Raw genomic sequence first — 24242 nt, 5'->3', positions numbered from 1 at the left:
GAAATCGACGCTCGAGACGCTCGCCATACGTTCGTCGTCAACGCTCGTGCCGTCGCAATCGACCCCGCCACCGTCGCGGATGAAAATCCCTCGAAACCGAGTTTACCAGCCCCCGAAACCGTTGCCCAAGAACTCAGTAAAGCACTGAGCGATGTCGGCCGCACCTGCTATGCGATCACCGGCGTAGTCCGAACACCCGACTCGAAACGCAGCCCACGAGATGTTGTCGACGATGTCCGAACCCAATCACTCCACCGACCCGATTACGACACTCTCCGAACGCGACTGCCGTGGACACCGACGCGCTCGAAAGCCATCATCGCCGACCCAGCGGAACTCGGTAACTTCACTGTCCTCGATGGAGCGGCACTCACCGCCGCTGGGAAACGCGCTGTCGATCCAACACTTGGTGAACGGACCGCACAACCACGTCCACCTACAACCGAACTCAAACACTACCGCGGGGCAGGTCTCACGCTCGGACAGCCACTTATCCAAGACGGTACGCCCGACGACGACCCAATTGTCCTGCCACCATCACTCCAACCGCTCCACGTTGCGTGGTTCGGGAAAACTGGCTCCGGGAAATCGACCTCGCTCATCAACGCGATGCTCACGAACCACAACGTCACAGACGGTGCTGACATCCTCATCGACCCGAAAGGCGACGGAATGCCCGAAGAGTACCTCCGAGCGCACTACGCCAAATATGGCTCACTTGAGAACGTCTACTACTTCGACTGTGCGAAGGTCCTCCCCGCGCTCTCGTTTTTCGATATTCGCGACCAACTCAACGCAGGCATCGACCGCACGACGGCCGTCGAAGACATCGTCGACCACTACATCGAAATTCTGCAGGGCATCATGGGCCAAGACCGATTCGACAGAGGGTGTATTCAGTAATTGTGTATAATTGCTTTCACTTTCTCGATGGCGAAACAACCGTTAGGTAGGTGTGCATATCTATCAAAGAACGAACTCGATCTCGCGAGTCAACACTCAACACCACCTCTGGAGACTTTCTTTAACTTGAATGACGATTCGCGGGTGTGCGATACACTTGATATATCAGAGCCACGGCAAACCCACAGAGTAGTGTACCCATAAACACACTAATGGTCAAGTAGTACAGTGAAGTTCCCGGCGAGGGTGGCCAGAAACCCAACCCCGACTTGGGTGTGGGTCAGTGAGTCGTTGATTGCTAACCGTTGTATGACCTGAGGGGAAGCGTCTTCTTTGCGTGGACGAGTGAATAGTCCAGATGTATTTGGTAACGTTCCGCCTCGCTCCGGGTGAGTACGATGCGGAGTTTCATGAGTTGAATGACGCGATACAAGCGGCTGCCGAGGATACGGAGGGATATCTGGGCAAGCAGACGTGGCATGCACCGGATAGTGAGGAGGTTCTTGTCGTTTACTACTGGGAGTCGTTGGACGCAATCGAGTCGTTTGGAGCGGATACGGACCACAAACGCGCGAAACAGCGGTGGACGGAGTGGTACGATGCCTATGAGGTCACCGTTACAGAAGTCGTTGAGACATATGGAAGTGGGTTCAGTGACGATGCGAGCCCACTCGTGTAGGGGATCACCGACTGGTTTGATTAGTGAAGTCTGCAAGCAGATAACGAGTACCTCCCTGTATCGGCCAATTCAATAGCCGTAATCGAAATTTCCTGTTTCTGCAAGATACGTGCCTTCTATTCAGCAGTTGGTGAGCGAATTCCTCAACCGCTGTCAGTAACGGATTGCAAGATACAGAGCGTTCATTCATTACGGAAGACACAATGTGTTCATGTTGATTTGGGTGAAAATTCTATTTCAACATCAGTACGTATTTATCGAAGTTGTCCATCTAAGACAGAAATCACGCGCCCTCCGACTTCGACGTTAATACCATCTGTCACTTTCGCCGCTCGAAGTTGGAGGAGTGAGGGGCGATCCATCTCGTAGCCCTGTTCAACGGTGACCTCGATCTCGTCCGTGTCGAAGTAGTCGTGCTCGACGAGGTAGGCGGCGAGGCAACCGTTCGAGGAGCCTGTAGCGGGGTCTTCTGGGACGCCAGCGCAGTCAGCGAATACTCGAACATGCAGGTCGTTGTCCTCAGACGTCTCAGAAGAGAACACGAGCACGTTCAAGTTGCCGTAGGAATCGATGAGTCGATTATAGTACGGTTCCAGTTGGGGCTCGGCTCGTTGGACGGCACTGAGGGAGGTCAAGGGGACAACGACGGTGGGAAGACCCGTCGAGACAAGCCTGATCGGGTGGGAGTCATCGATATCCGCTGTGTCGAGACCGAGAATATCTCCGAACAGTTCCGATGAGAACTCGTCCTCGAAGGTCGGCTGAATTTGCCGCATCCAGTAGGTCTCGTAGCCGTCGTGGTTTTCAACCCAAACGGGAATCTGACCGACGCCGAGATTAAGCACAACTTCCTCCGGAAGATCGTCTCGGAGGTGTTTACGAATTACGAATGCCGTTCCGAGTGTTGGGTGGCCGGCGAAGGGGATCTCCTCAGCGGGGTCAAAGATTCGGACATCGTATCCGGCTTCTGTCGTGTCGGGCGATTCGATGAATGTCGCTTCGGAGAAGTTTGTCTCACGGGTGAAGGCGAGCATCTCATCAGTAGACAAGTTCGATGCGTCACGGACGACCGCCAGTTGGTTTCCTGTGTACTTCCCCTGTGCGAATACATCCAGGAAATGAACTCGGTTGGTCGACATTTGCGTCTATCGGCGTGCAGTACACGAATATTTGTAGCGATTCTGATGAGGTTAAATCGTAGCGGTCTCAGTGACCGATACGCGCCCTGTATTCAGCAGGCGATGAGCGAACTCCTCAATAGCTGTCAGCAAGGGATGCAATATACAGAGGCCGCGTCCAGCAGAGTTACCCTTCTCAGAATGAAATCTCCCCGAGTTTGGGTATCAAATCAGGAGAAAACATTTACCAACCGCATTACCAACGTAAGAGGTGTTAAAGAGTCGGACAATCTCGGGTTTGGTACTACTCCTCGGTATCGCCCTTCTCGGATTTAGTCTATACATCACTCAGGCCAACTATCATCCCCTACCGCCTGGTCATACACCAATCGATGGTCGAGGGCTGTTTGCACCACTTATCATCGTTCCACTCGCCTCTCTTGGAGGGATACTCGTCGCAAAGTCTCTCATGGCACTCAAGCAGTTACAGACTCGGGCGCTCGTGCGTCTATTCCTCTATTCGATATCAGCCACCGTTGCAGTTTCACTCCCTGTCGCATACATGCTTTTCTTCACAGGGCCAGACATCGGTAGCGATCCTTCAATCTACTACGACTGGTATCTGTTCTCACCAATTTTGTCACCACTCACAGTGTTCGCCGAAGGGATACGGTCGTGGTGGGTTTTCCGAATCAGAGACTGACCAATACGCGCTCTCTATTCAGCACAGTCACTGGAACCTTTCTTCCCGCTGTCAGATATCACGTGCTGAATAGAGAGGGTGAATTTATCAGCAGCACAGGTTAACCAGATGACCAATGACTGATTGGAAACAGGTTGTTGAGGAACTTCAGGAGGCGGGTTATTCGGGGTTTGAGTTTGAGAGTGGTGAAACAGCAGTGCCGGGGTTATCTGGAGAATGGGTCGCTGGAGATATCATACGTGAAGGCGGACTACGTCGTGAGAATCAATCCCTCTGGATACAAATTTGGGATTCACTTCCGGGTAGCGGGGGTGCCGTCACTACTAACCCAGAGGCTACACCTGAAAGTATCAGCAACATCGCAAAAAGGCATGAATTAGAAGTCGTAATAATCAGTGTCAAAAAGAGTAGCGTCCGTATCGCACTTTGCGACTCTTCAGCGAAGCCGTCTGCGTAGATCTGGCCGACTCGCGCACTGTATTCAGCAGCACCTCTGCGAACTCTCACTTATTGAGGGTTTCAACAGAACTGGGTTTCACTCTCTCGACTTCTCGGGGGGCCATGTACAGTTAAGTACCATGGGATGGCCGCGGTGGTGGACACACCAATGCCAATTCGTAAACTCAGCAACCGAACCGGAACCCCGACGATCTCTCTCGACAAAGGCGACCTGGCGCTCGACGGCATCATGGACGAGGATGGAACGATCCCAGACTGCCAGATGATGCATCTTCAGCGTATGGGTGAAGGCGTCTACGTCGTGCGTGCGATCCCCGACGGCCAGGAAGATCTCAAGCCGCTTCGAGAAACTGAGATGGTGCAAGGTCTCGCCGCGATGAAACTCCACCAGGAGCAACAACGTACCGAAGAGAAAGTCAGCAAGCGCTTGGAAGCGGGTGTTCAACTCTAACCCCTCCCAGTTGAGCGCAGATGTATACAGTATCCTCGATGTATGCACCCTCCCGTTCACTTCGGTGAGCGCAGGTGCATAGAAATCGGTTCACCGTTCGGCGTGATCGAGACGGCCGCGACGGTCGAGCGGATCCGATTGATAACGAATCGCTGTTGAGTGACCGCAGATTCACGCATCGGACCCCCCGATGCATACCCTCGTTTATATGACCAAACGGACCAGCCTGAAGTTGACCGACGACCGCCAGCTGTTGTTAGAGCAAGCCAGGGAAATCGTGGCAAGTAATCCGAGTGACGATCCGCCGATGTCAGTGGTGATCGACGCGGCGCTGACGCACTTGGTGCAGAGTCGAGAGAATTTAGAGGACGTTCGAGACGAGTATCCGCCGCAGACGGTGAAGAACTGCTGTAATACTGACGTGGTTGGGTTGAGGTATCGGACGAGTATTGAGAGTCGCTGGCGGTGAGGTTAGAAGTTCAGTAACCCGCCTTGCGGTTCAACGCACCTATATGAGGCACTTGCACCGTGGGATTTCCGGTCAACTCCGAGATCAGCGAGAGCAAGGTCATCACAATTGGCGGTTATGTAAGAGCTGATTTTATTCTCATCTTGGAAGATGATGACAAAGATAGCGAAGTTACGGGGAAGGTTATCTACAGATATTCTCTGTGATTCGTTTGGTCTGACCGTATATCGACCATGTAGTCGAGCAGATTCTGGCAATTCGACCGCTGTGTAAGTGCGGTTGTCACCAGGTTCGTAGACATTTACTCCCTCACCGATATCGCCGGTAGCATTGATTCCATCACTCCTTCGAATCGTATACTTGGCTGGTTTTTGAACCACAAATACCTCGAATGTTTGCTTTGAGTTCACAGAGTTGGTAACCACGACTGTTGCAGGCTGTTCTTGCTTAATCGGTCGGTCAATCGGCAACCCAGCACAACCTGCGAGACTAGCGATAAGTACGACAGAGAGAAGCGTTCGTCTGAGCACGGTGTTGCTGAGTCATCTTCTCGGGGCTTAGTGGTGTCTCTGCGTTGAGAATTTTGAGAAACGACGACGGACTCCAGTATTGACGGGTATCGAGAGCCGGTGCCAATCGGATTAGATTTTCAGCAACCCACCTTCCGGTTCAACACACGAGTGTGAGATACTGATACCATGAGACGTACGGGTGACTCCAAGACCAGCGAGCGCAAGGTCATCACAATTGACCGTAGCGAAAGAGGGGATATCGCCGTTATCATCGTAAACGACAACTATTATCGCAAAGTTGCGAGGGAGATCATCAACTGAGGTCCGTTTTGATTCGTTAGGTTCCAGTGTGTATCGTGCATGAAGGCGGGCCGACTCCTCTGGCTCGACGGAAACGAACGACCGCCCCTCCCCAGGATGTGAGTTCCGAATTCCTTCACCAATTGAGCGAGTCTCTGTCCGTCCATCGCTTAACTTGTACGTGAGGTTTGCCGGGCGCTGAACGACGAAAATCTCGAAGCTCGTTGTCGAGTTCACAGAGTTGGTAACCACGACTGTTGCAAGTTGCTCTTGCTTAATCGGTTGGTCTATCGGCAACCCAGTACAGCCTGCGAGGGCCACGATGAGTACGACAGAGAGAAGCGTTCGTCGGAGCACGTTGTTACTGAGTTACCTTCTCGGAGCTTAGTGCTGTCTCTGAGTTGAGAATTCTAAGAAACGACAGAGTTCGGTATCGGACGAGTGTTGAGGACCAATGACGGTAGGCAGACACAAACGAAATCTGATCACCGCGACATCTCAGAGGCTGAAATTGGTGCAAAACATTGTGTAGTTGATAGAATAATATACAGGTGATTCGATGGTGGATCAGAGCCAAAGTTGAACTCCACGTATTCAGATAGCCGGTTGCTCGCAGTTCTTGGCCTCGCCTCGATGATGATCCTTGCTGGCTGTAGCATGACTCCACTCGTAGGTGGAGACCAGCAAGGGCCTCTCACAGTCGGACTGATCAACTCTGCAAACGAGACGCAGACGTTTGAGGTATGGATCGTAGACGGTTCTGTAGAGGAAATTGGCATTCAAAATAGCACTGGAGATGTAGGCAATTTGTCTATCCCTCCGGGTCTGAGGTCATTTCGCCCATCAGGATACGAAAATCCACCAACAACGGTTGTATTACCAGACTCTGCCCGTCACGTCACAACAGCCAACCTCACCGAAGGATCAACTCGTGAGTTGACTGTCAAGGATCTCCCCAACGAACCCAGTGTTATCGTCTCGGTAAAAAGCGATGACCGAATTATCGGAGTAATCACAGCAAGTTGTGACCACAATCTACGATACGTCGAAGTGACGGGTCAGAGAGACTACGCTGAGGGAGCTTACAATTGTTGACTTCAGGGAGGACACACCTTCTTCAGTTGAGATTTGTGATTTACATTGATCACCCGAGATGAGAGCCGACACTGAAAGCCAACATTTGACCGAGAAGAGCAGGAACTGTCCGTCGCTGGCCAATACACGCGCCGTATTCAGCAGCACCTCTACGAACTACCAAGGTTCAGTCAGAAACACCATGCGAGATACAGAGGATGCGTCTCTCACTTTTCTTCGCGAGAGGTTATTAGTAACAAGCCACATTATATGTGCTGAATGCCCTCCAGACGAACCGTCTTGACACTCGTAAGTACCACCGCTACAGCAGGCTGTCTAAATCAGTTACCTAGCGTTAGTAACGCCGGGTTCCGACTCGGGTCGCTTTGGGTGACAAACGGTAGCGACGAACCACAGAACCTCTCACTTAAGCTGGAACGTGAAGATGAGACACTCTTCGAGGATGTCCTCATACTTGGAACCGAACCTGGTGAGAACATCATCAAACTCGAACCGACGTGGTCGAATGAGCCGGCTAGTTATACCCTCTCGTACGGTCTCTCTGAGAGAACTCAAATCACGTACGAGTTGACCGCAGAAGATGACGAGACTAACGGTGAGGGGTGTATGTTCGTTCGAATCGATATTCCTCCAACAGGTGGTGTGCCGGGTTTCTTTCTCACCCCAGCAAGTGAACATCCATGGACCCCGCCCTGTCCGTAGTCTCCTGCAACATACACGCCTTGTATTCAGCAATCGGTGAGCGAACCTCTCGACAGCTGTCAATAACGGAGTGCAAGATACAGAGGGTGTATTCACGACAGAGTCCAGTTTTGTCTCGCCTCGATGGCGCTGAACGAAACGCTAAGTAGGAGTGCGAATGGACCAGTAGTTGTTTTACTCCTATCTAGTGATGTATCATGTATGACTGAATTATCTTCTGTAGAGGATTCCGATATAATGAAGCAGAATCGATGGTGGGTAGCGATAGCTCTAATGGCGCTCTTTCTCCCTTTTCACATTGCGTACTTTACAGGTCACCTACTCCTCGTCTTTAATGTATCCGGTGGATGGCTGATATTGGCCGGTCTTACTATACTTCACATGCTAACGGTCATTGCGTCTCTTATCGGTGTCTCTCATGACCGTCGTACTGGGGCTCCCTCCTCAGAATGGACGCCCTCGTTAGTTTACTATGGTCTCTTCCTCCTCCCGTCTCTTAACACCCTATTCGCACTCGTCTATCTCTACCAACGTCACCGACATATTGGAATCCCCTGATGGTTCAGTTCTCTGTACCGAGCTGCTTGATTAGCTCATATCAAGTGTTGAGCTAGTGACCGAGACGCGCGCTGTATTCAGCAGACGGTGAGCGAACACCTCAATTGCTGTCAGTAACGGAGTGCGAGATACAGAGGTTGTATGCAGCACGGGACTGGCGTTCGTTTCCACGCCGATCAGGAGGATGAACTGGTCACACCGGCCGCTTACTGAGCGAGAGAGCGAGCCTCGTGGATAGAAGGGTTCGTTATTCTACGAATCTGGCCGCATCGGATACCCCCGTCTCATCGAGCGTTTCTTCGTAGAGTCCCAATAGCGTGAATATATCTGTTTTATAACATATTTCTTCAGTGATTCCATGGGTATCGCGAAGGCGTTCTCGAACTCGCACTACGTCAGCCTTGTCGAAATAATTCGGAGTGTAGACGAGAATCGCATGTAGTTCTTCCTCGAATGCTTCTCGTCCGAAAACTGTCGTGACCTTCGCATCCCAGAAGTACTCCGCTGAAACGTCGTCGATGATGTCGTTCCAGAGGGCATCGGTTCTGTTTGGAGACTGCTCGATAATCCACTTTCCACTTAGATACGACTCGTCCAGCGCTTTTCGACCGATCCGGCGTAGCGCTTCGTTCTCTGAGTCTGGACTATCGGCTTCAGTCGTCTCCGCTGGCCGGATGACATCATGTGTAGGGAAGTACGTGTCACGAGCAATTCGAGGGAATCCAGTAACGTCCTTTGCCCGAAGCCAGTACCACCCTTCCTCAGTAATTTCTGTGGGAGGACGCTCAACTACCATAACCCTACTCTAGTCCTGAGCATAATAACGTAGCTGCATCTCTGACAACCTATACCGAATATTCGTAAATGTCCTGTAGTGGCCGATTCGCGCGTTGTATTTAGCAGCACCTCTGCGAACTACCAAGGTTCAGTCAGAAACACCGTGCGAGATACAGAGGGTGTATTCAGCAGAGTAATACCTACAATGGAGACAGATTATGACCCGAAGAGAACTTCCCAATCCTGAAGATTTCCCTGTCTCCAATACTAAGAGGCAATTTTTACCCCCTCCCGTGGGGTACACTGCCTGATGGACGAAGAGCCGGGGCAGTCTGAGCAGTCTGAGAGCGGACAGACACAACAACAAGCTGTCGATAACTACATCCAAAGTGTCCAGCCGCCACCAGCAGCCATTCTGGAGATGGATTTCATCTTCGATGCGCTCGCACACCCACGGCGGCGCTACATCCTCTACTCGCTCCTCTCAAACTCGCGCTGGTCGCTCACAGAGTTGGCGACGAAACTCGTCGCATGGGAGCACGAAATCCCTGAGGAGGACGTCTCTAACTTCGACCGCAACGAGATGTACACCTCCCTCTATCATTCTCACATTCCGAAGCTGATGGAGTTGGACATCGTCGAGTTCGACAATGGTGAGGTCGAGGAGACAATCGTCGCAGACTTCAACGCCATACAGGTGCTCTCGGTATTACAAGGAGCAGGGGCGAGCCTCGACAGCGCACAGGAAATCCACGCACGGCAGGACTATCAAGGAGGGTAACTCCGATGGACGATAATTCAGAGAAACCAATGTCAACAGAGAGTCCCAAGAAAAAACAGAGGAGAGTCAGCAAGAATGGCGAAACGGCGGGCGAAGACTGGACCTTTGAGACACAAGCCCACTACGACCCGGACGAGCAACGCGACCTGACCACTGTCATCATCGGTACAATCGCGGAGGTCGAGGGGGTCGAGATTCTGGATATCAAAGTGCCACCGCTTTACGAGGTGGTTGACACAGAAAGCGTCGAAGATACCCTGTTTGGCCGTCCTGAGGCTACCCGTAACGGCACTCAATTAAAAACCGAGTTCCGCTACAGGAATCACAAGGTAGAGATAGATGCTGAAGGCTGGGTGACCGTCTTCAGTCCTGTCGAGAAACCACTGACAGACGAGGAGTAATGATGGGAGTGGGGTAACTACGCAGGTGTGGCTCCCCCCAATTCTACGCGCTCTCTATTCAACACGATAGCTGAAACCCACCCAGTCCTTGTCAGAAGCAGCGTACGAGATACCGAGGGTGTATGCAGCATCCCAAAGTGAGTAGAGACGGTATTCGACACGGGACGATTGAGTTATACCACCGTAGAGCCGTCTCTCCGGTTATGCCCTCCAGACGGCGATTTCTCACAGCAGCAGGTCTCTTCGCAACCACAGGGGTGAGTGGCTGTCTCACCGCCACTGGCATCTCCAACATCGGGTTTCTCTCGTACAAGGGAATTGAGGTCACATGGGAATTCCAGGGCCAACGCATGGGCGCCGATCTGTGTTGGGTGTGGTCCGATGGGCAAGAGCGAATCTTTGGATGGGTTGCCGAGGAATACCAAGAACTCGTGAGATCGCCTACCGACATTCGAGTGACTCGCAGTACTGCCGAACGCCTCCGACGGGACTTCAGCGACGTGAGGTTCAAATTAGGTTTCTCCCGCCTCGATGCAACCGATTACGAACTACTCAAGAGTGACTGGTATCACGCTCACGCCTCACGAGATGATTTCAATCATATCCAATTCGGTGATCAGGCCGAAATCGTGTTCCGATCGCCTCGTGTCTACGTCATCAATCAGTACCCCAGTGCACAGGGAAACCCCGACGACTGGGAACAGGAACTCGGGACGATGAATTTTAGCGAACTGTACAAGGACCGAGGGGTTCCGATCTAACCGGCAAAGTGAAACTGATTGTCCGGAGATCGACGATTGAATGGATTTTAGTTTTCAGTACTGACCGTCTTGGTCCGGGCGGTGAGAGGCGGCTGGGACGTAAAGCCGAGGGTTGCACGCGTCGCTAACAGTAGTGCAATGACGAAGGCGCCATAGAGGAGGACGGCGATCCAATAGAGCCGAGCGAACTGCTCTAGGGGCATGGCAGTGGCAGGCCAGATGCCGACGACGTTGAAGAAGGCGTGGTAGAGCGCCGCGATGATGATACTCTGAGTATGGTTGAACAACCATGTCAAGACGATGGTGTTCAGGAAGACGCCGATCATCCACGCGAGAAGCGGCACCGTGTTCTGTGAGCTGGCGGGGTCAAGGAAGGCGGGGAAGTGCCAGAGCGCCCACAGCGCACCGAGGATGAGTGTCCCGGTTAGCGGGCCAAATCGTGCTTCGAGTTCGTCGAGCGCATATCCGCGCCATCCGGGCTCCTCGTTCCCGCCACCGACGAGGAGCGTCACGAGAAAGACCCCAGGGAGCGCAGTGAGCGGAAGCCCACGAGTAGCGTCGAACGGAGCGCCACCGAGGACGAGGTGGGTGCCATAGGCGAGAGCGAAGGTCGTCACCGGAAGCGCAAGCACGAGGAGATACCAGCGAAGACTCACCCGCCATCGGAACAGCCGTGCTTTGAACATGTCCCACTCACCGGTTGCACGAGCGACGACGAGAGCAGCGACGAACGGACCGAACGACCCGATAATCATCAGCAGTTGACCCGGGACTCGTTGTCTAGGAGGGAGTGAAGAAGGGTATAGGAGGAGCGCGGTGAACCAGAACAGCCACGTGAACCCGAAGGTAATCCCAACGAACGACCTCAGTGGGCGGCTAGCGAGTCGTAAGCGAAAACTCATCACTGCGATGAAGACTCAGACCAAGATATAGATTGTCTGAGAGTCTGACTCACGCCATCAACCGTTTGATCCCGTCTCGGAGACAGTAGCAACTGTGGTACTTTTCGAACTACCACTATTACTGCTGAACACACGCAGTCTATTTGACGCTCCTGTAGAACATACTCACCCCGTGTCAAATGTCGGATACTGATTATAGAGGATGCATTCATCACGGAGAATATTTTCACTCATCTCGGTTTTACTGACGCTGCTGGTTCGTAGGGCTGCGAATCGACCGGGATACGAACAAGTACCGTCGAGTCGAAGTCTCTTGGCTATTGAACCTCAACTATCCGATAATCAAGGCGGAGAAACCGCCGACCGAATAAGGTCACCTCATGACGGGCAAAGAGGTCCGAGCCGTCATCATCGAACCCCTCGGGAAACGCATCACCCATGCCGGAGACCCAGACGCGGATTGTCTCATTCATCGGTATCCGAAGTGGACCGACCGGTGTTCGAACGTATATTCCCGCATCGCCACCTCCTTTCGTCGAGAGAACAACCCCATCGGAATCAGCTACACCGAGAGGTTCGACCGTCAGCACGCTCGTTAGGTTCGAATACGGGAGCGGAAACGCGATGTTCATATACGGTTGGTCGTCGAACCGGTGGGTTGCGTACAAGGCGACGTATATCGCCGCGCCTGTTTCGTCGTACGTCCGGACCCAAGCACGGACGTTCTCACGACCGTCGGCGCGATCACCTATGGGAATGATTCTACTCGAGAGTTTATCTGAATCACGGTCATCAATTGGAAAATTCATCTGTTCGATGCGGCGACTGAGCCGTGCATACAGCCGAGCACCGAGACGGAATCCACGCTCCCACGTTGGCTCAATACGGAGATCGTAATTTGCAGTCCGCTCGTAGAACGCTCTAACGCTTGCTTCTATCTGACTCGACTCGAAGGTTGAACTGTTGAACGCGGTGAATCCATCGACCATCCCTGTCGTATTTCCGTTTGCGACGAGGTCGTAGCGGTCAAGGTAGTCAGCACCGACACGACCGTTCGAAATAATCTGACTGATGGGCATCCCAAGCAGTGGGGCCTCAGTCGGGGGATTAAGCACCCGCCAGCCGACGAGTCCTACTAACGCAAATCCCACGGCATTGAGCCATCCGTGGCCCCGAAGCATGGTATCGAACGTGACGAGCGTAATCAACGTTAAACGGGTAGCGAGATAGGCTACGACAACTCCCATGGAGATGGTGATTGTGACGGCTGCGACGCTGACGAACACATAACCGATCCCATCTCGGGAAGAAACTAAGACGAGTGTATAGACTGCGACCCCGGCGACAACAATCCCGAATACGCCTGCTGCTACCAGCTCGATCATCGGTGAGAACGCGATTCCGAGACCGATGATGCCGGGGCCAACCAACACGATTGCGAGCAGTACGTGGTAGGTTCTCGACTCGCCAGATTCACGACCGAGTAGGCCGACGAACGCTGGGAGCGCGCAGCCGGCATAGTGGTAATGTACGACGGTGAGAAGCATCGTCGTCGCACCGAATCCAAACGTCACATCGGCGCGGTGAGCCACAAGCGCGAGGCCCGCGACTGGAAGGTACAAAAGTGCGACACTGACTGCGAGTTCAGCGGGCCGGTGGGTATTCGGGAAGCCTCGTTGAAGACCGAAGACAGCGAGCAGGCTGGTTACGACGAACCACGGGACGGCGAGGAGGGCCGCGATGGAACCGGCTGGTAGGGAAAGTGAGGCAACTGCGGCGAGGGCCGATGGAAGACTACAAAACGAGGCTGCTCGATACCACCGTGACCGCCTTCCCGTTCGAAACGGAAGATCAGCGAGTCGTGCAACCAGCGGAACAACCACGAATACGGCCAGTGAGATGGCCAGCGTAGCGGTTGCCGGCCCGTCTAATGAGAGCGCAGAAATCGTGACAAGTGCTGAAGCGATGGCCCAGCAAAGGAAGCCTGCGACGGTCACGATGTCGAAACGACGATGAGCATTCATTCATCCGCGTATCAAATGACCAATGGGAATAACTTGTCTACTGAGACGGACAGTTACCACCCAATATGAGCTACTCTTCCCGTAATAAGAGTAGTTCTACGGCTGGCACCACCTCTCCTGATCTCGGTCTTCCGATTCGACCGCGAAAAGCAGACGTTCGTCGAGTTGGAGTCGACGGTGGATACCGAGTCAGACGTCGTCTCCGGAACTACCGACTCGTTTGGGACGTTCGTCGTCCTCGAAGAGTCCGAGTGGGCCAAACAGTTTGAAGATCCGTTGCCGAGTAACTGGAGTGTTACCGAGGACTTCTCCGAGCCGGACGATTGGGCGTGCGAAGGCGAGAACGACCCGACGTGTGACACCTCCGGTGAAGGAGTGACCGTGGGGAAGGAGATTTCCAAGACTGCCTCCGTCAAGGGCGTCGAAAAGAACGGAGGTGAGGAAATTGGCATCCTCTGTTATCCGACGGAATACGGGTGTATTCCGCCAACCGACAGCGACAACGACGGGAGAATCGATTTCTTCGACGACTGTCCGAGTACGCCGGGGACGAACAACGGGTGTCCGCAGGATTCCGACGGTGACGGGGTCGACGACATCGACGACGACTGTCCAAACGAAGCGGGTAGCGGACCTAACGGCTGTCCCACCGGTGGGTACGACCCGACACCGCCGGGCGACGATCCCGGTGCGGACGATCCGAACGAACCAATCGACGAGGGCCAGCAGGCGACTAACTCCACGTTCGGTCGGTCGCTGACGTTCAGAGATGCAGAGGAGATCGTCGTCGAAGTGGAGGTCACTGGCGAAGCGACGGGCGACCGTTCGCAGGCGATGTTCATTCTCGTCGACGAGGACACTCACGTCACGCGCTTCTTCAACGTCGAAGGCAAGGGCGACGATGGCACTCAAAGAGATTCCCAGACGGTGCGTCGTGACCTCAGTCAATACGCAGGCGAGACAGTCGCGTTCCGACTCGTCGCACTGAACGATTCGCAAGTGACGTTGCGGTCGATGCGGATCTCGTACGACTCTGACGGCGATGGTCTGAGTGACTCCGTCGAAGAAGCAGAGATTCGTACTGGTTACCGTGGGACGGTCAAGACTGATCCGTACAGTGCCGACACTGACGGTGACGGGTTGACCGACGGCGAAGAAGTCGGTGCTCGGTCGTTGTACGACTACGGGCGGTACTTCCGCATTGAAAGCGATCCGACGATGGCCGACACGGACGGTGACGGTCTCGACAACTACGAAGAATCGAACGGTGAAACCAAGGTCGTCACGACGACGAGCAAAGACGACTCGATCGGTCTGCTCCAAGCAAATGCAGCGGACCAAGCCGACTACCTGAACCAGTATTCTTCGAAGTCCGATCCATTGTACGCGGACACGGACTTCGACGGATTCGACGACCTTGATGAACTGCTGAGTAGCACTGATCCCGCGAAGTACGACACTGACAGAGACGGCATCCTTGACGGGAGAGAGCGCCAACTCGAGGGCGACCCGACGCTTCACGACTTCCGGCCGCCCGAGGTGAGTGTTCGCTATGCGTCGTTCCGTAAGCCAGCGTTCAGTTCGAAGACGCACTACCGCATCATCTACACGGTCGAAGACGCTAGCGGCGTCAAGCGCACGGCCGTCGTCAAAGGTGACACTGAGCGCTACCATCAGTCGTTCTCAGATTACCCACCATCGACTACTGAGGATGCGCAGTTCACGACGAAGTTCTTCGAGACGAGTCTCGATTCGCTCACTGGGACGACGGTGTTCATCACCGCGGAGGACCGTCACGACAACGAAATTAGGGAAATCGGATATCAGCGGGCGAACTTCTACGGGAGTGTCGCCGGAGAACTCGACGAGGATAGTATCTTCACACCGGTGGTCGCTGGTCAAATCGGGCAACTCTCTGGATTCGCAGCGAGTCTTGGTAGTACGGGCAAAGACGCTCACGAGGCAGTTACTGGGTTTATCGAAGATCCGTTTGGGTTCGTTGACGGCATTAAGCAGCTCATCGCGCTCCTCGACGAGGCTGGAGTCTTAGAACAACTCATCGAGAGCTTCGCGCAAGAGTTCGAGCAAAAACAGCAAGCGAACAATCCGTACACACCTGGGACCGCCCTTTACGAAGAGTACCGCTACAACTGGTACGCAGGATACGTCGCTGCAGAGATCTCTAAGATCGCGCTCGGTGGAAGCGCAGCGAAGAGTGCGAAACAAGCGGCCAAGAGTACCAAACAGTACAATAAAGTCAAGGAGTTCGTCGGAAAATCGGAACGAACGGCCGTCCTGCGGAAGCTGAATGGACGTGTCGATGCCGGGAAGGTCCGAGTAGTGAGCCACGCTCCCGGAGTGAGTGATGAAGCGAAGAAAGTAATGGCATCCGCCGATTCGGTTGGCTCTGCCTATCGAATTTGGAGGCTTGAGCGGAAATACGACATCATCGGTGGACAAGATCTGAATGACAACCAAGCATCAAACCTTGCTAATTATCTCTCAAGCAGAGATGCAGAAGGAGCGAAATTCGTCGCCAAATTCGATGATAACACACTAGACTATCTTCTCCACCAAGACGATTTAGATGTAGCCGAACAGCTGTCGGATGTAGGTGTTAGTGATTCGCGCATTAGATATCTGACAGAAGAAGGGATAGATATACGAAATCATAATAGGATGGTGAACACAGTTCTAAAACTCCGTCATGAACGGTCGTTAAACGACGAGGATAAGATTGCAGAAGCCCTCGCTAATGAGAAGATTCGGCAGGTCTATCCGCAAAGCTATACTATCAAAGCAGAAGTCTCCATACGTGGAGGAGGCAATGAGCTAGCTGAGATTGACTCTGTCGTACTTGATGAAAACGGCCGAGTTGTAGCGTTTGGAGAGACAAAGAACTCAATAAAGAAAGACAAGTACATTGGGAAAGGCCTTGAGCAACAGAGGAACGTATTGGATCTCGTTTACAATCGACGAGATGAAGTTGATAAGATTTCCACAGCAGGAGGCGGTGAATTATCACTGTCCCAAATGCCAAAGGAGAACACCTACGACACCTTCACTACGGGACCTATCGGTGCTCAATACTATGCAGATTACACGTTTGGGGCAACTAAAAGAGAAGTCAGTGAAGTGTTCGAAACGTATTCGAAGATAACTTAAAAATGAACGAATATTTCACCAGACCGTATAAGACTCGGAGTCTATACTTCCCAGAACGACCATCTACCGACGAAGAGTACACAGCAATGCGGAAAGCTTACCATGGTGAGATAGATGCGAATCCAGAGTATCGCATTCGTGTTGTAGAGCGCACACTTGTTGAGACAGCTCAGTTGTTGTCAACTGATAACGTAGACACCAAGCGATTCCTGGAGGTTTTACAAGTTCCAGTCCCAGAATTAGGAGTTGAAGTTCGCGATATCTACCCTGAATCAGACATCCAGAAAATCTCGGACGATGCTTTTGAACCGATATCCTTAGAAGATGTTGAATGGCTGGAATCGTTCTGCAACGCTGGTCTCCAATCGCTTCAATTTCTTCCTGAGCGGGAGAGGCTGGAAATTGAATCCGCGATCCGAAATCAAAAGCATGCTACTGTCGAAGGTGCAGCGTCATTTGATGAAGAAGCGAAGCCAGATAAAAAGACTCGTCGAAACTTACGTATCTACGGTCACCTTTTCGCTCTCAAACTATTTTGTAGAAATGCTCTTGAGTTAGGTGTACGGCCAGATATGATTAGGAACTAATGAACCTGCTCTTCACATCCTGAAACAGTCGGCACCACAATTGGGTGCAAAGCCAGAAGATATCTACTTAGTCAACAGCGGTGGAAACGCCTCACCTATTGAATCTGAACGTATTTCGCTAGAGGATGTTCTGTGGCTCTCTTCCTTTTGCGAAGATACCCTTTCTACATTAGAACAGAAGAGTTTCAAAAATACAAAGATAGCAAAGACCTCCCCAGAGGGAATTTCTGCGAATCAATTCGTCATCCATCCCTTCGACCCAGGTAAAGATGTAGATAAGATGATTACGATTGGACCAAAGAACGCGGGCTTTGACGAGTCACTTGGGTACACTTCGGATGAACTACATGAACTACACAGCACGCTAAACTCGATGGGTGAATAAAAATGGGAACTTCACTCTATCTTGAAGTGCCGGAAGAGGAACAGACAGTTGAGACGATTCGCCAGTATTACCTGCATGTCCTGCAAAGGAAAAAAGAGGTCGCTCCCGGACGCAACTGGCCATCTATCGAAGATGACCCAGACTATGAACGTGGGAAACGTCACCTCCAAGAAGGTGGATACTTTTATATTGCGTCTCGAGTAACGTCAGATATATTTGAAGATCTCAGACACGTTGGTGAACAAGATCCAAATCAGCTTTCGCAGTTCTTCCGCCAGAAGGGCACTAATGACCTAGTGATCTATGGTGAGACAATACTAGAATTGCAGGCCCTCTTTGAGCAACTCAAGGCCATTGACGATCCTAGTAAGCCCTCTTCAAGAGAATACAGAATTGAAACTAAGTATCTTGCACTCTGTGAATTCGCCAGCGAACACGACTACGGGATTGGGCTGTCGCACTAAGCCATCTCAGTCGTCAACGAAAGTGACATTTTGAAATTTTACTCATCAGAAAAAACGATAAATTCAATCATGTCTATACTTCGACGGTGGTCCGGGCAAGCAGACGAATAGCTCGACAGGATGTAACCCTGGAGAAGAGTCCACATACACACACCGAGGTCGATTACACCAACGAACTATGGCAGAAGGTAACGGAGGAAGCAAGACCTAGTAAAGCAACCAACCCTATCGGAGACATCTCGATTCGATCGTGATAATGCTCGCGAAGCGGGAGCACATCACGGTAAGTGAGGCGACAGATACCATCGACTCGATGGTCAACAATGGATGGTACTATGCTCCGAACCTCTACACCATAATCGTCCAGAAACTCGAGACACTCAGAGAGTAACCTTCTTCTCTCATTCTCCGTCGAATCCCGTCGGAAAACACCCTGGTTCAACACCCGGAGGACAAATCGACGGTCTATCGTCCCACGCATTCTGCACCCACTGAATCTCATCGTCAACTCACCTTAGTAGATGACTCAACGACTTGATGATGGTTCGTGAGTAGCGAAGGAATAGATGACCGACGATACCATTTCTTCGTATCTGCTGTTCGCTGAACAGCCTGAAAACGAGTTCGTAGAGGGTATAAAGGCCTACTCCGAAGTCACTGGAACATTCGCGAAAGTGAAGGGTCGTACGAATACTTCGTTGACGGCCTGCTGGAATTCGTGTTCTCGATCAAATGGATAGTAATGATGTACGTCGTACTGTTGATTTGATAGAACGCCAAAAAATCGATGCAGAGGATATTACCAAGATAGACAAATTCCGTAGAAGCGAATCAGAATTCATCGACTCACAAACGCCTGTTGAGGGATTCTTACAAATCGCTGAGGTTGGCGATTTGAAAGACACCATAATCGTCGTCAGAGACGCTGGGGGCAATGTGAGATAGCTTGAGAACGGGCTCTATGATCGGAATGGCGACAAGAGTCATGGATGGAACTACTTGAGCGCACGCCACATCGTAGGAGAACAGAAAGACAGCAAAGGAGCAACCGGTTTCTGGCCATTAGGCCAGAGGGTTGATGGAGATACTCTCCCAGAGACGATGACCGAAAACGAAGCAAAGCAACTCATCTACAAAGCAGTAGCTGACACCGAAACTGATGCCAATGGACGTATTGGTTACAAACCTGCTCAAAATATCCAAAAACAATACGGCATATCACAGGTAAGAGTGGTGACTGTGAACGGTCGCATTAGAACTGCATATCCGTACGAAGGAGAGAGTGTCTGGAAATGGATCAAAAATATCGGATGGAAACACGAAGAGATTGATTCACAATCTGTTAAAAAGATAGAACTAATCGAAGGGAAGATATGACCAAAGATAATTCTAATTTTCAAATGTCGTTTGATATTAAGACTCCCTCGCTGTTTGGCGACGACCTCACTGAGGGATACATGCCAGCTTCGATGCCTCGGATTCGCATTGAGGACGACTGGGTATTGGGGAGTGAAACTGAATATCCAGAAGCAATGCCGCTCGGAGTCATCTTGGAGGATTTCTTGGATGCAATCGATGCCCTTGCTGGTGGCGAGCGGACGGTAATTGCAATTTACAACGCTGATTTCGTTGTAGAACCTGTCGGAACGTCAGCCCGCCTCGCTTATGTGGTAACCCCAGAAGGACTTAATGACCCCGACAGGCGGGTGTTTGGTAACTATACTGTTGGACAAGACGAATTCAGAGAAACAACGATTTCAGCGATAAAAGCCTGGTGCAACAAGGCGCTTGAACTCTATCCAGAATTGGAAAAGGCGGAGTGGTTTTCGCGTCTTCACAACAAAGCTAAGGAAACGTCTTCTCTATAAATGCTAATAGAGAACTTGATGCACAGAGGATATCGTTTGTAAATACCATATTCAAATGAGGATGGAGAGATACTCCTCGAAATCGTCGTCGAATTCAGTGATAAGCAGAATACCCCGTCCGAAGTACGAAGTTACATAATCCGCAAGTAAAATCAAGGACACAACATATATTTTGGATAGACGTCCACTATCTTCAAATAACAATCTTCTCGAAAAGGTCGAAATAGCGTCTTCTAGTGTTGCTGATTGCGAATCTGGGTCACATCGTGACGAGTGAGCCAAGGAAAACGATCGACTCAATGGTCGATTGTGAATGATACTATGCCCCAAATCACATGCAAGAACCGTCCAGAAACTCGTATAACTTGACAACTGAGTCTACTCCGATTACACTTCGCCAAATCCCGGCGGAAAACGCTCTGGCTCAACACTCGGAGGACAGATTGACGGTCTATCGTCCCACGCATTCTGCACCCACTGAATCTCATCGCCGTGCTCGATCTTGTGCCCCTTAACGACCTTCTTCAAGACGTTGGTGACAAACTCGTCTGGCTTCTCGTGTCCCGTTCGACTCTCTACGATACGGTTTCCATTTTTATAGTTAGTGAGCGGAAAAGACGAGCGAATCGTGTACCGAATCGTCGTTGATGCGCTTGCAAGCCTGACACGATTCCGTGTCGAACTCGGCTATTTAGAAGGCTCCCTATAGCCGTGTACACGATGTAGATCTGTGGGCAGACACCGTACTGGACGCGAAATCTCGATGAGAACCGCATCCGAGGAGAATAACACGAGATCGATGAGTAATCGATAGGGGCCAAGTGAGGCTCACATCGTACACACGACAACGACTAAGTGCGTTGGCTCACAATGTACACATCATGAGCGCCGATAAGAAGCGCGTACAGTTTCGGGCCCCTAATCGGCTCATCGACCGGGCAGACGCACTGGCCGCAGTCCTCGGGGAAGACCGAACAGATATCCTCGTGACCGCACTTCGGGAGTACCTCCAAGACGCCGCTCACGACGACGCACTCATCCAGGAGATTGCCGCCGCCTATTACGACGATGAGATCACCTTCGAGCAACTCAAAGCGCTCGTTGGCGCCGAAGAGGCGGCAAACCTCCGGGTATTGAAACAGCAGTTGAACGAGGACTTCATCGATGAGGTCGCCGACGCATAGATGTCGCGGTTTGTCGCAGACGCCTCCGCCCTCGTGAGTCTCGGGATCGTTACTGACGACGATCCCGATCCACTCGCACTCTGTCTATCCCGGTACGAGGTCGTCGTCCCAACGGCGGTCATCGAAGAACTCCGAGAGATTGCTTCGTACGATGACGTCCATGGACACGCCGCGTCCGCCGTGCTCGACCGAGCGGATTCATTCACGACACAGCCGGTCGACCTCGATGCCGAGTTTCCGCTCGATGACGGTGAAAACGCGGCTGTCACCCTCGCGAACGATCTCGATGCTGCGCTCTTCCTCTGTGACGAGTTCAACCAACTTGGCTTGATCCACGCCTCACTTGCTGATACCCGACTCGTTACGACACCGACGCTACTCTCGGTTCTCGTTCGAACTGAGCAACTATCAGCTGCCGATGCACGGCTGCTCCTCGATGAGATCAGCAATGCCCGTAGCTGGGGCGCGAACAGCTACGTGCAACAAGCTCGCTCGTTACTTGAAGGACCCTGACACCGGGGCTGTCGCTCCCGTTCTCTGGATACCCGTCCGTCCCCGTCCTCTAAGGCTTACCACAGCTCCTGGTCGATTTCTCAGAAAGGAGGTTCGGTGGCAGACGACTAGCCCTGGAGGTCGAAGTCCGTGACGATAGGGTTGTGGTCACTGCAATCATTATCGTGATCAAGGTACTGACAGTCAATCGACTTCAGGGACTCAGAGGCGAAAATATGGTCGAACCGTTTCTGGCCGTGGCTTACGTCGCGGATGTCAAGGTCGCCGTAGCCGTGTTCGGCGCGGAACACGTCAACCATCCCGAAGTGACCAAGGCCTTTCAACAGGTTCTGCTCGGCGGCCATGCCCCGGCGGCGCAGATTTGGCTTCCGATAGTCACAGAAGGTGACGGCCTGTCCGTCGGCCAGCTCTGCCTTGGGGTGTTCAGGTCGCCAGCCAAGATCCGAGGGCGCTCGTCAGCAGCCTCGACCCAGTCGAAGGCTGCCTCTAGGAGTTTGAGCTTCTCAACTCCGTGCTCGCCGCCGGGGACCGCCCGGATATTCAATACCTCAATGTTGCCGGCTGGGTGAGCGAGGTCGGTGACAAGGAACTTCTCTGGGAATGCCAGCTCCCGGTCTTCGAGGGCGATAGGTGCGTCGGCCTTCCCTAATTGGGCTTTGTTGTCCGAGAGGTTCCAATCGCCAGCGATGGCGGTGATGTGGCCGTTGCTGTTGTCCAGTGCGAGAGCCTGGTCAAGTGTGTCCGTCATCGCCTTGTAGCCAAGGTTGTTCCGCAGAAGGTCGTACCACAGTTCCTGGCGGTGGGGGTTGACTTCCTGGAGGAGAAGTATCTCTGGGAGATGTTCAAGACTCGCTAACCATTGGACCCGTTGTTCGATTTTCTTTGGCGAGCCTGCTGGAGGGAAGGTTCCATCAACATTCCAAGACATCACCCTCATGGGTTGTGGTACCTACCCCGACCGGGGACGAAATAAAGCCCCGTGCCGCTCGACAGTCGAATTCAGCACGGCAACCATCTCTTGTTAACGGGGGGATGCTCAGTTCTTGAACGATCTTGACGAATGTGGAACACTGAATGGCCGGATCGTTCCATCCAATAACTGGCCTTAAGCGGCTGCTGAATATAGAGGATGTAGTGGTCAGCAAGACCACCCACCGGCGATTCCTCCGCTGATATTGACTTCTAATACAGGGTCGAGACAAACGCTTCGCTGAAACGTAAACGAGAGTCTGTTGTTTGGCTTCGTAACCACGACAGAATGTCCCCGTTTCATAGAGCGGGTAAAGACGCGCTCCTCACCGGGAGAGAGACTAATCGTCGCCACTTGGCTTCGTTTATTTCCACGACGAATATAAAACGACGCTTTTTCTTTTTCTTTGTATTTGTAATCATTCACAAATGTAATCGTCGTGTTGGTCGATGTAAGAGCCGTACAGCCACTCAGGCCAGTGATTGCCATGATTGCCGGGATACGTGATAGAAACGAGCGGCGGGAATCGGAGGGCATATTTCGCGTTTATTTTAACTCTGTAAGAGCCTTTCGTATAGGAGAGTTACGAACTCTGGCTGACGGATAAGCGCTCTGTATTCAGCACTATCGCTGGAACCTCTCTTCCCGCTGTCAGAGATCGCATGCTGAATAGAGAGGGTGTGTTCAGCATGATGACTTCTTTTTTTTACGCCAAATCCAATGACTAAGCCGTTCAGTAGGTCTGCGAGTTGAACAGTGGTATTTCTGTCAGATGGGACGCTGTTCGGTGCGTCGTGATGAATACAAGATATTTGTTTAGAAGTCTTCGATGGCCGATGAATAGGGGTAAGTGGTCGATCAGTCGAAGTAGTCATTCACATGAATCATGTGCAGCCGGTAACGTAAACAAAAACGTCGTCCCTTCGTCCGGTTCGGACTCGACCCAAATCTCTCCGCCATGTCGCTCAACGATGCGCTTACAAAGTGCGAGCCCGATCCCTGTCCCGGCGTGTTCCTCGTGGCTATGGAGACGTTGGAACACCTCGAAGACCCGGTCGGTATCGGTGGGGTCGATACCGATTCCCTCGTCCTGAATCGAGATCCGCCACTTTGCCCCCTCACGTGCTGCCGAAATGTACACACGGGGTGGCTCCTCGCCGCTGTACTCGATTGCGTTGCTCAACAGATTCTGAAACACCTGCCGGAGTTGACCGCCATCGCCGTGAACGCGCGGGAGTGACTCCGTCGTGATTTCCGCGTCCGATTGCTCAATTTGGAGCTGAAAGGGTAAGAAGGCGGTCAGAAGCGCAATTATGAACTTCATCGGTTCCCAATTGTAATTTGACCAACCGCCGTCACCTATCGGCGATGCACAGATTTTGACATTCGTACCTACAACATACATTTAATTGTAATTTATTTCAAATTAAGCCACCACAGATTTGGGTTCACTTTCTCATCTTGTGGTAAATTCCCGGCTAATTGACAAATTTGTCCAAGATATTTTCTAA

The 24242-nt window shown here is 52.2% G+C and carries 24 protein-coding genes and 2 pseudogenes; 18 read left to right on the top strand and 8 right to left on the bottom strand.

From position 1 onward, the window contains the following. Positions 1-609 precede the first annotated feature (609 nt). Both LAQ73_RS16420 and LAQ73_RS16415 read left to right on the top strand, forming a co-directional pair. Entirely contained in the window at positions 610-903 is a 294-nt protein-coding gene (locus tag LAQ73_RS16420) for a hypothetical protein (protein ID WP_224271074.1), read from the top strand. A gap of 358 nt (positions 904-1261) precedes the next feature. After that, a complete protein-coding gene (locus LAQ73_RS16415) occupies positions 1262-1582 on the top strand; it encodes an antibiotic biosynthesis monooxygenase family protein (RefSeq protein ID WP_224271073.1) in 321 nt (106 codons plus the stop codon). 254 nt (positions 1583-1836) lie between these two features. Here LAQ73_RS16415 and LAQ73_RS16410 read toward each other — a convergent pair whose 3' ends face one another. Further along, positions 1837-2721 carry a PhzF family phenazine biosynthesis protein gene (locus LAQ73_RS16410; RefSeq protein WP_224271072.1) on the bottom strand — a complete coding sequence of 295 codons (885 nt, stop codon included), beginning with the start codon at positions 2719-2721 and terminating at the stop codon, positions 1837-1839. A gap of 797 nt (positions 2722-3518) precedes the next feature. Between LAQ73_RS16410 and LAQ73_RS16405 the strand changes: the two genes are divergently transcribed. From LAQ73_RS16405 to LAQ73_RS16390, 4 genes are all read left to right on the top strand, one after another. Then, positions 3519-3860 (top strand): hypothetical protein, encoded by a 342-nt coding sequence (locus LAQ73_RS16405; RefSeq protein WP_224271071.1) that lies wholly within the window; start codon positions 3519-3521, stop codon positions 3858-3860. Positions 3861-4010: 150 nt separating this feature from the next. Beyond that, on the top strand, positions 4011-4313 hold the full coding sequence (locus LAQ73_RS16400) for a DUF8053 family protein (RefSeq protein ID WP_224271070.1): 303 nt from the start codon (positions 4011-4013) through the stop codon (positions 4311-4313). 208 nt (positions 4314-4521) lie between these two features. Continuing rightward, positions 4522-4782, top strand: a complete 261-nt coding sequence (locus LAQ73_RS16395; protein ID WP_224271069.1) for a DUF7386 family protein — start codon at positions 4522-4524, stop codon at positions 4780-4782. Positions 4783-7058: 2276 nt separating this feature from the next. After that, a complete protein-coding gene (locus LAQ73_RS16390) occupies positions 7059-7391 on the top strand; it encodes a hypothetical protein (protein ID WP_224271068.1) in 333 nt (110 codons plus the stop codon). An 805-nt stretch (positions 7392-8196) separates the two neighbouring features. On the opposite strand, the gene LAQ73_RS16385 is transcribed toward LAQ73_RS16390, so the two are convergent. Further along, a complete protein-coding gene (locus LAQ73_RS16385; RefSeq protein ID WP_224271067.1) occupies positions 8197-8745 on the bottom strand; it encodes a putative phosphothreonine lyase domain-containing protein in 549 nt (182 codons plus the stop codon). Between the two features lie 291 nt (positions 8746-9036). Here LAQ73_RS16385 and LAQ73_RS16380 point away from each other — a divergent pair, with 291 nt between their 5' ends. The 3 genes from LAQ73_RS16380 (at position 9037) to LAQ73_RS17670 (ending at position 10669) form a co-directional block, all read left to right on the top strand. Further along, the gene (locus tag LAQ73_RS16380) at positions 9037-9507 is read left to right on the top strand and encodes a helix-turn-helix domain-containing protein (protein WP_224271066.1); all 471 of its coding nucleotides are present in this window, start codon (positions 9037-9039) and stop codon (positions 9505-9507) included. A 5-nt stretch (positions 9508-9512) separates the two neighbouring features. Further along, positions 9513-9908 (top strand): HalOD1 output domain-containing protein, encoded by a 396-nt coding sequence (locus tag LAQ73_RS16375; protein WP_224271065.1) that lies wholly within the window; start codon positions 9513-9515, stop codon positions 9906-9908. Positions 9909-10537: 629 nt separating this feature from the next. After that, positions 10538-10669 (top strand): hypothetical protein, encoded by a 132-nt coding sequence (locus tag LAQ73_RS17670; protein WP_255635173.1) that lies wholly within the window; start codon positions 10538-10540, stop codon positions 10667-10669. Positions 10670-10716: 47 nt separating this feature from the next. Here LAQ73_RS17670 and LAQ73_RS16370 read toward each other — a convergent pair whose 3' ends face one another. Next, positions 10717-11424 carry a CPBP family intramembrane glutamic endopeptidase gene (locus LAQ73_RS16370; RefSeq protein ID WP_224271064.1) on the bottom strand — a complete coding sequence of 236 codons (708 nt, stop codon included), beginning with the start codon at positions 11422-11424 and terminating at the stop codon, positions 10717-10719. A 464-nt stretch (positions 11425-11888) separates the two neighbouring features. Continuing rightward, positions 11889-13568, bottom strand: a complete 1680-nt coding sequence (locus LAQ73_RS16365; RefSeq protein ID WP_224271063.1) for a YndJ family protein — start codon at positions 13566-13568, stop codon at positions 11889-11891. A 204-nt stretch (positions 13569-13772) separates the two neighbouring features. Between LAQ73_RS16365 and LAQ73_RS16360 the strand changes: the two genes are divergently transcribed. The 9 genes and pseudogenes from LAQ73_RS16360 to LAQ73_RS16325 all read left to right on the top strand — a co-directional run bounded on the left by LAQ73_RS16360 (position 13773) and on the right by LAQ73_RS16325 (position 21761). Further along, positions 13773-16760 carry a hypothetical protein gene (locus tag LAQ73_RS16360; protein WP_224271062.1) on the top strand — a complete coding sequence of 996 codons (2988 nt, stop codon included), beginning with the start codon at positions 13773-13775 and terminating at the stop codon, positions 16758-16760. An 86-nt stretch (positions 16761-16846) separates the two neighbouring features. Then, a complete protein-coding gene (locus LAQ73_RS16355; RefSeq protein ID WP_224271061.1) occupies positions 16847-17347 on the top strand; it encodes a hypothetical protein in 501 nt (166 codons plus the stop codon). Positions 17348-17734: 387 nt separating this feature from the next. Further along, positions 17735-18196, top strand: coding sequence for a hypothetical protein (locus LAQ73_RS16350; protein ID WP_224271060.1), 462 nt, complete (start codon positions 17735-17737; stop codon positions 18194-18196). A gap of 250 nt (positions 18197-18446) precedes the next feature. Continuing rightward, positions 18447-18587, top strand: a complete 141-nt coding sequence (locus LAQ73_RS16345; RefSeq protein WP_224271059.1) for a DUF3368 domain-containing protein — start codon at positions 18447-18449, stop codon at positions 18585-18587. A 608-nt stretch (positions 18588-19195) separates the two neighbouring features. After that, the gene (locus LAQ73_RS16340) at positions 19196-19573 is read left to right on the top strand and encodes a hypothetical protein (protein ID WP_224271058.1); all 378 of its coding nucleotides are present in this window, start codon (positions 19196-19198) and stop codon (positions 19571-19573) included. Next, positions 19570-20064, top strand: a complete 495-nt coding sequence (locus LAQ73_RS16335; protein WP_224271057.1) for a hypothetical protein — start codon at positions 19570-19572, stop codon at positions 20062-20064. Before LAQ73_RS16340 ends, LAQ73_RS16335 begins: the two co-directional genes overlap by 4 nt. Positions 20065-20701: 637 nt before the next feature. Next, positions 20702-20853 (top strand): annotated as a pseudogene (locus LAQ73_RS17830) (DUF7558 family protein); the annotation flags it as partial. Positions 20854-20945: 92 nt separating this feature from the next. Continuing rightward, positions 20946-21248 (top strand): hypothetical protein, encoded by a 303-nt coding sequence (locus LAQ73_RS16330; protein ID WP_224271056.1) that lies wholly within the window; start codon positions 20946-20948, stop codon positions 21246-21248. Further along, positions 21249-21761 carry a PIN domain-containing protein gene (locus LAQ73_RS16325; protein ID WP_224271055.1) on the top strand — a complete coding sequence of 171 codons (513 nt, stop codon included), beginning with the start codon at positions 21249-21251 and terminating at the stop codon, positions 21759-21761. 107 nt (positions 21762-21868) lie between these two features. Here LAQ73_RS16325 and LAQ73_RS16320 read toward each other — a convergent pair whose 3' ends face one another. From LAQ73_RS16320 to LAQ73_RS16305, 4 genes and pseudogenes are all read right to left on the bottom strand, one after another. Then, positions 21869-22105, bottom strand: coding sequence for an exonuclease/endonuclease/phosphatase family protein (locus LAQ73_RS16320; RefSeq protein ID WP_224271054.1), 237 nt, complete (start codon positions 22103-22105; stop codon positions 21869-21871). Then, a complete protein-coding gene (locus LAQ73_RS16315; RefSeq protein WP_224271053.1) occupies positions 22081-22698 on the bottom strand; it encodes an endonuclease/exonuclease/phosphatase family protein in 618 nt (205 codons plus the stop codon). The genes LAQ73_RS16320 and LAQ73_RS16315 overlap by 25 nt, the downstream gene beginning before the upstream one ends. 201 nt (positions 22699-22899) lie before the next feature. After that, a complete protein-coding gene (locus LAQ73_RS16310) occupies positions 22900-23268 on the bottom strand; it encodes a hypothetical protein (RefSeq protein WP_224271052.1) in 369 nt (122 codons plus the stop codon). Positions 23269-23602: 334 nt separating this feature from the next. Next, positions 23603-24013, bottom strand: a pseudogene (locus tag LAQ73_RS16305) (sensor histidine kinase); the annotation flags it as partial. Positions 24014-24242: the final 229 nt, after the last annotated feature.

Origin of the sequence: Haloprofundus salinisoli, from assembly GCF_020097815.1 — an archaeon.
Classification (GTDB): domain Archaea; phylum Halobacteriota; class Halobacteria; order Halobacteriales; family Haloferacaceae; genus Haloprofundus; species Haloprofundus salinisoli.
Note: the sequence above shows the minus strand (reverse complement) of the source record. Positions and strands in the feature narration are given on the sequence as shown.

Excerpts from the sequence above, each read along its gene's own strand:
- LAQ73_RS16420 (WP_224271074.1), top strand. The coding sequence starts at position 610 with ATGCTCACGAACCACAACGTCACAGACGGTGCTGACATCCTCATCGAC.
- LAQ73_RS16415 (WP_224271073.1), top strand. The coding sequence starts at position 1,262 with ATGTATTTGGTAACGTTCCGCCTCGCTCCGGGTGAGTACGATGCGGAG.
- LAQ73_RS16410 (WP_224271072.1), bottom strand. The coding sequence starts at position 2,721 with ATGTCGACCAACCGAGTTCATTTCCTGGATGTATTCGCACAGGGGAAG.
- LAQ73_RS16405 (WP_224271071.1), top strand. The coding sequence starts at position 3,519 with ATGACTGATTGGAAACAGGTTGTTGAGGAACTTCAGGAGGCGGGTTAT.
- LAQ73_RS16400 (WP_224271070.1), top strand. The coding sequence starts at position 4,011 with ATGCCAATTCGTAAACTCAGCAACCGAACCGGAACCCCGACGATCTCT.
- LAQ73_RS16395 (WP_224271069.1), top strand. The coding sequence starts at position 4,522 with ATGACCAAACGGACCAGCCTGAAGTTGACCGACGACCGCCAGCTGTTG.
- LAQ73_RS16385 (WP_224271067.1), bottom strand. The coding sequence starts at position 8,745 with ATGGTAGTTGAGCGTCCTCCCACAGAAATTACTGAGGAAGGGTGGTAC.
- LAQ73_RS16380 (WP_224271066.1), top strand. The coding sequence starts at position 9,037 with ATGGACGAAGAGCCGGGGCAGTCTGAGCAGTCTGAGAGCGGACAGACA.
- LAQ73_RS16375 (WP_224271065.1), top strand. The coding sequence starts at position 9,513 with ATGGACGATAATTCAGAGAAACCAATGTCAACAGAGAGTCCCAAGAAA.
- LAQ73_RS16370 (WP_224271064.1), bottom strand. The coding sequence starts at position 11,424 with ATGATTATCGGGTCGTTCGGTCCGTTCGTCGCTGCTCTCGTCGTCGCT.
- LAQ73_RS16355 (WP_224271061.1), top strand. The coding sequence starts at position 16,847 with ATGCGGAAAGCTTACCATGGTGAGATAGATGCGAATCCAGAGTATCGC.
- LAQ73_RS16350 (WP_224271060.1), top strand. The coding sequence starts at position 17,735 with ATGGGAACTTCACTCTATCTTGAAGTGCCGGAAGAGGAACAGACAGTT.
- LAQ73_RS16335 (WP_224271057.1), top strand. The coding sequence starts at position 19,570 with ATGACCAAAGATAATTCTAATTTTCAAATGTCGTTTGATATTAAGACT.
- LAQ73_RS16330 (WP_224271056.1), top strand. The coding sequence starts at position 20,946 with ATGAGCGCCGATAAGAAGCGCGTACAGTTTCGGGCCCCTAATCGGCTC.
- LAQ73_RS16325 (WP_224271055.1), top strand. The coding sequence starts at position 21,249 with ATGTCGCGGTTTGTCGCAGACGCCTCCGCCCTCGTGAGTCTCGGGATC.
- LAQ73_RS16320 (WP_224271054.1), bottom strand. The coding sequence starts at position 22,105 with ATGGCCGCCGAGCAGAACCTGTTGAAAGGCCTTGGTCACTTCGGGATG.
- LAQ73_RS16315 (WP_224271053.1), bottom strand. The coding sequence starts at position 22,698 with ATGAGGGTGATGTCTTGGAATGTTGATGGAACCTTCCCTCCAGCAGGC.
- LAQ73_RS16310 (WP_224271052.1), bottom strand. The coding sequence starts at position 23,268 with ATGCCCTCCGATTCCCGCCGCTCGTTTCTATCACGTATCCCGGCAATC.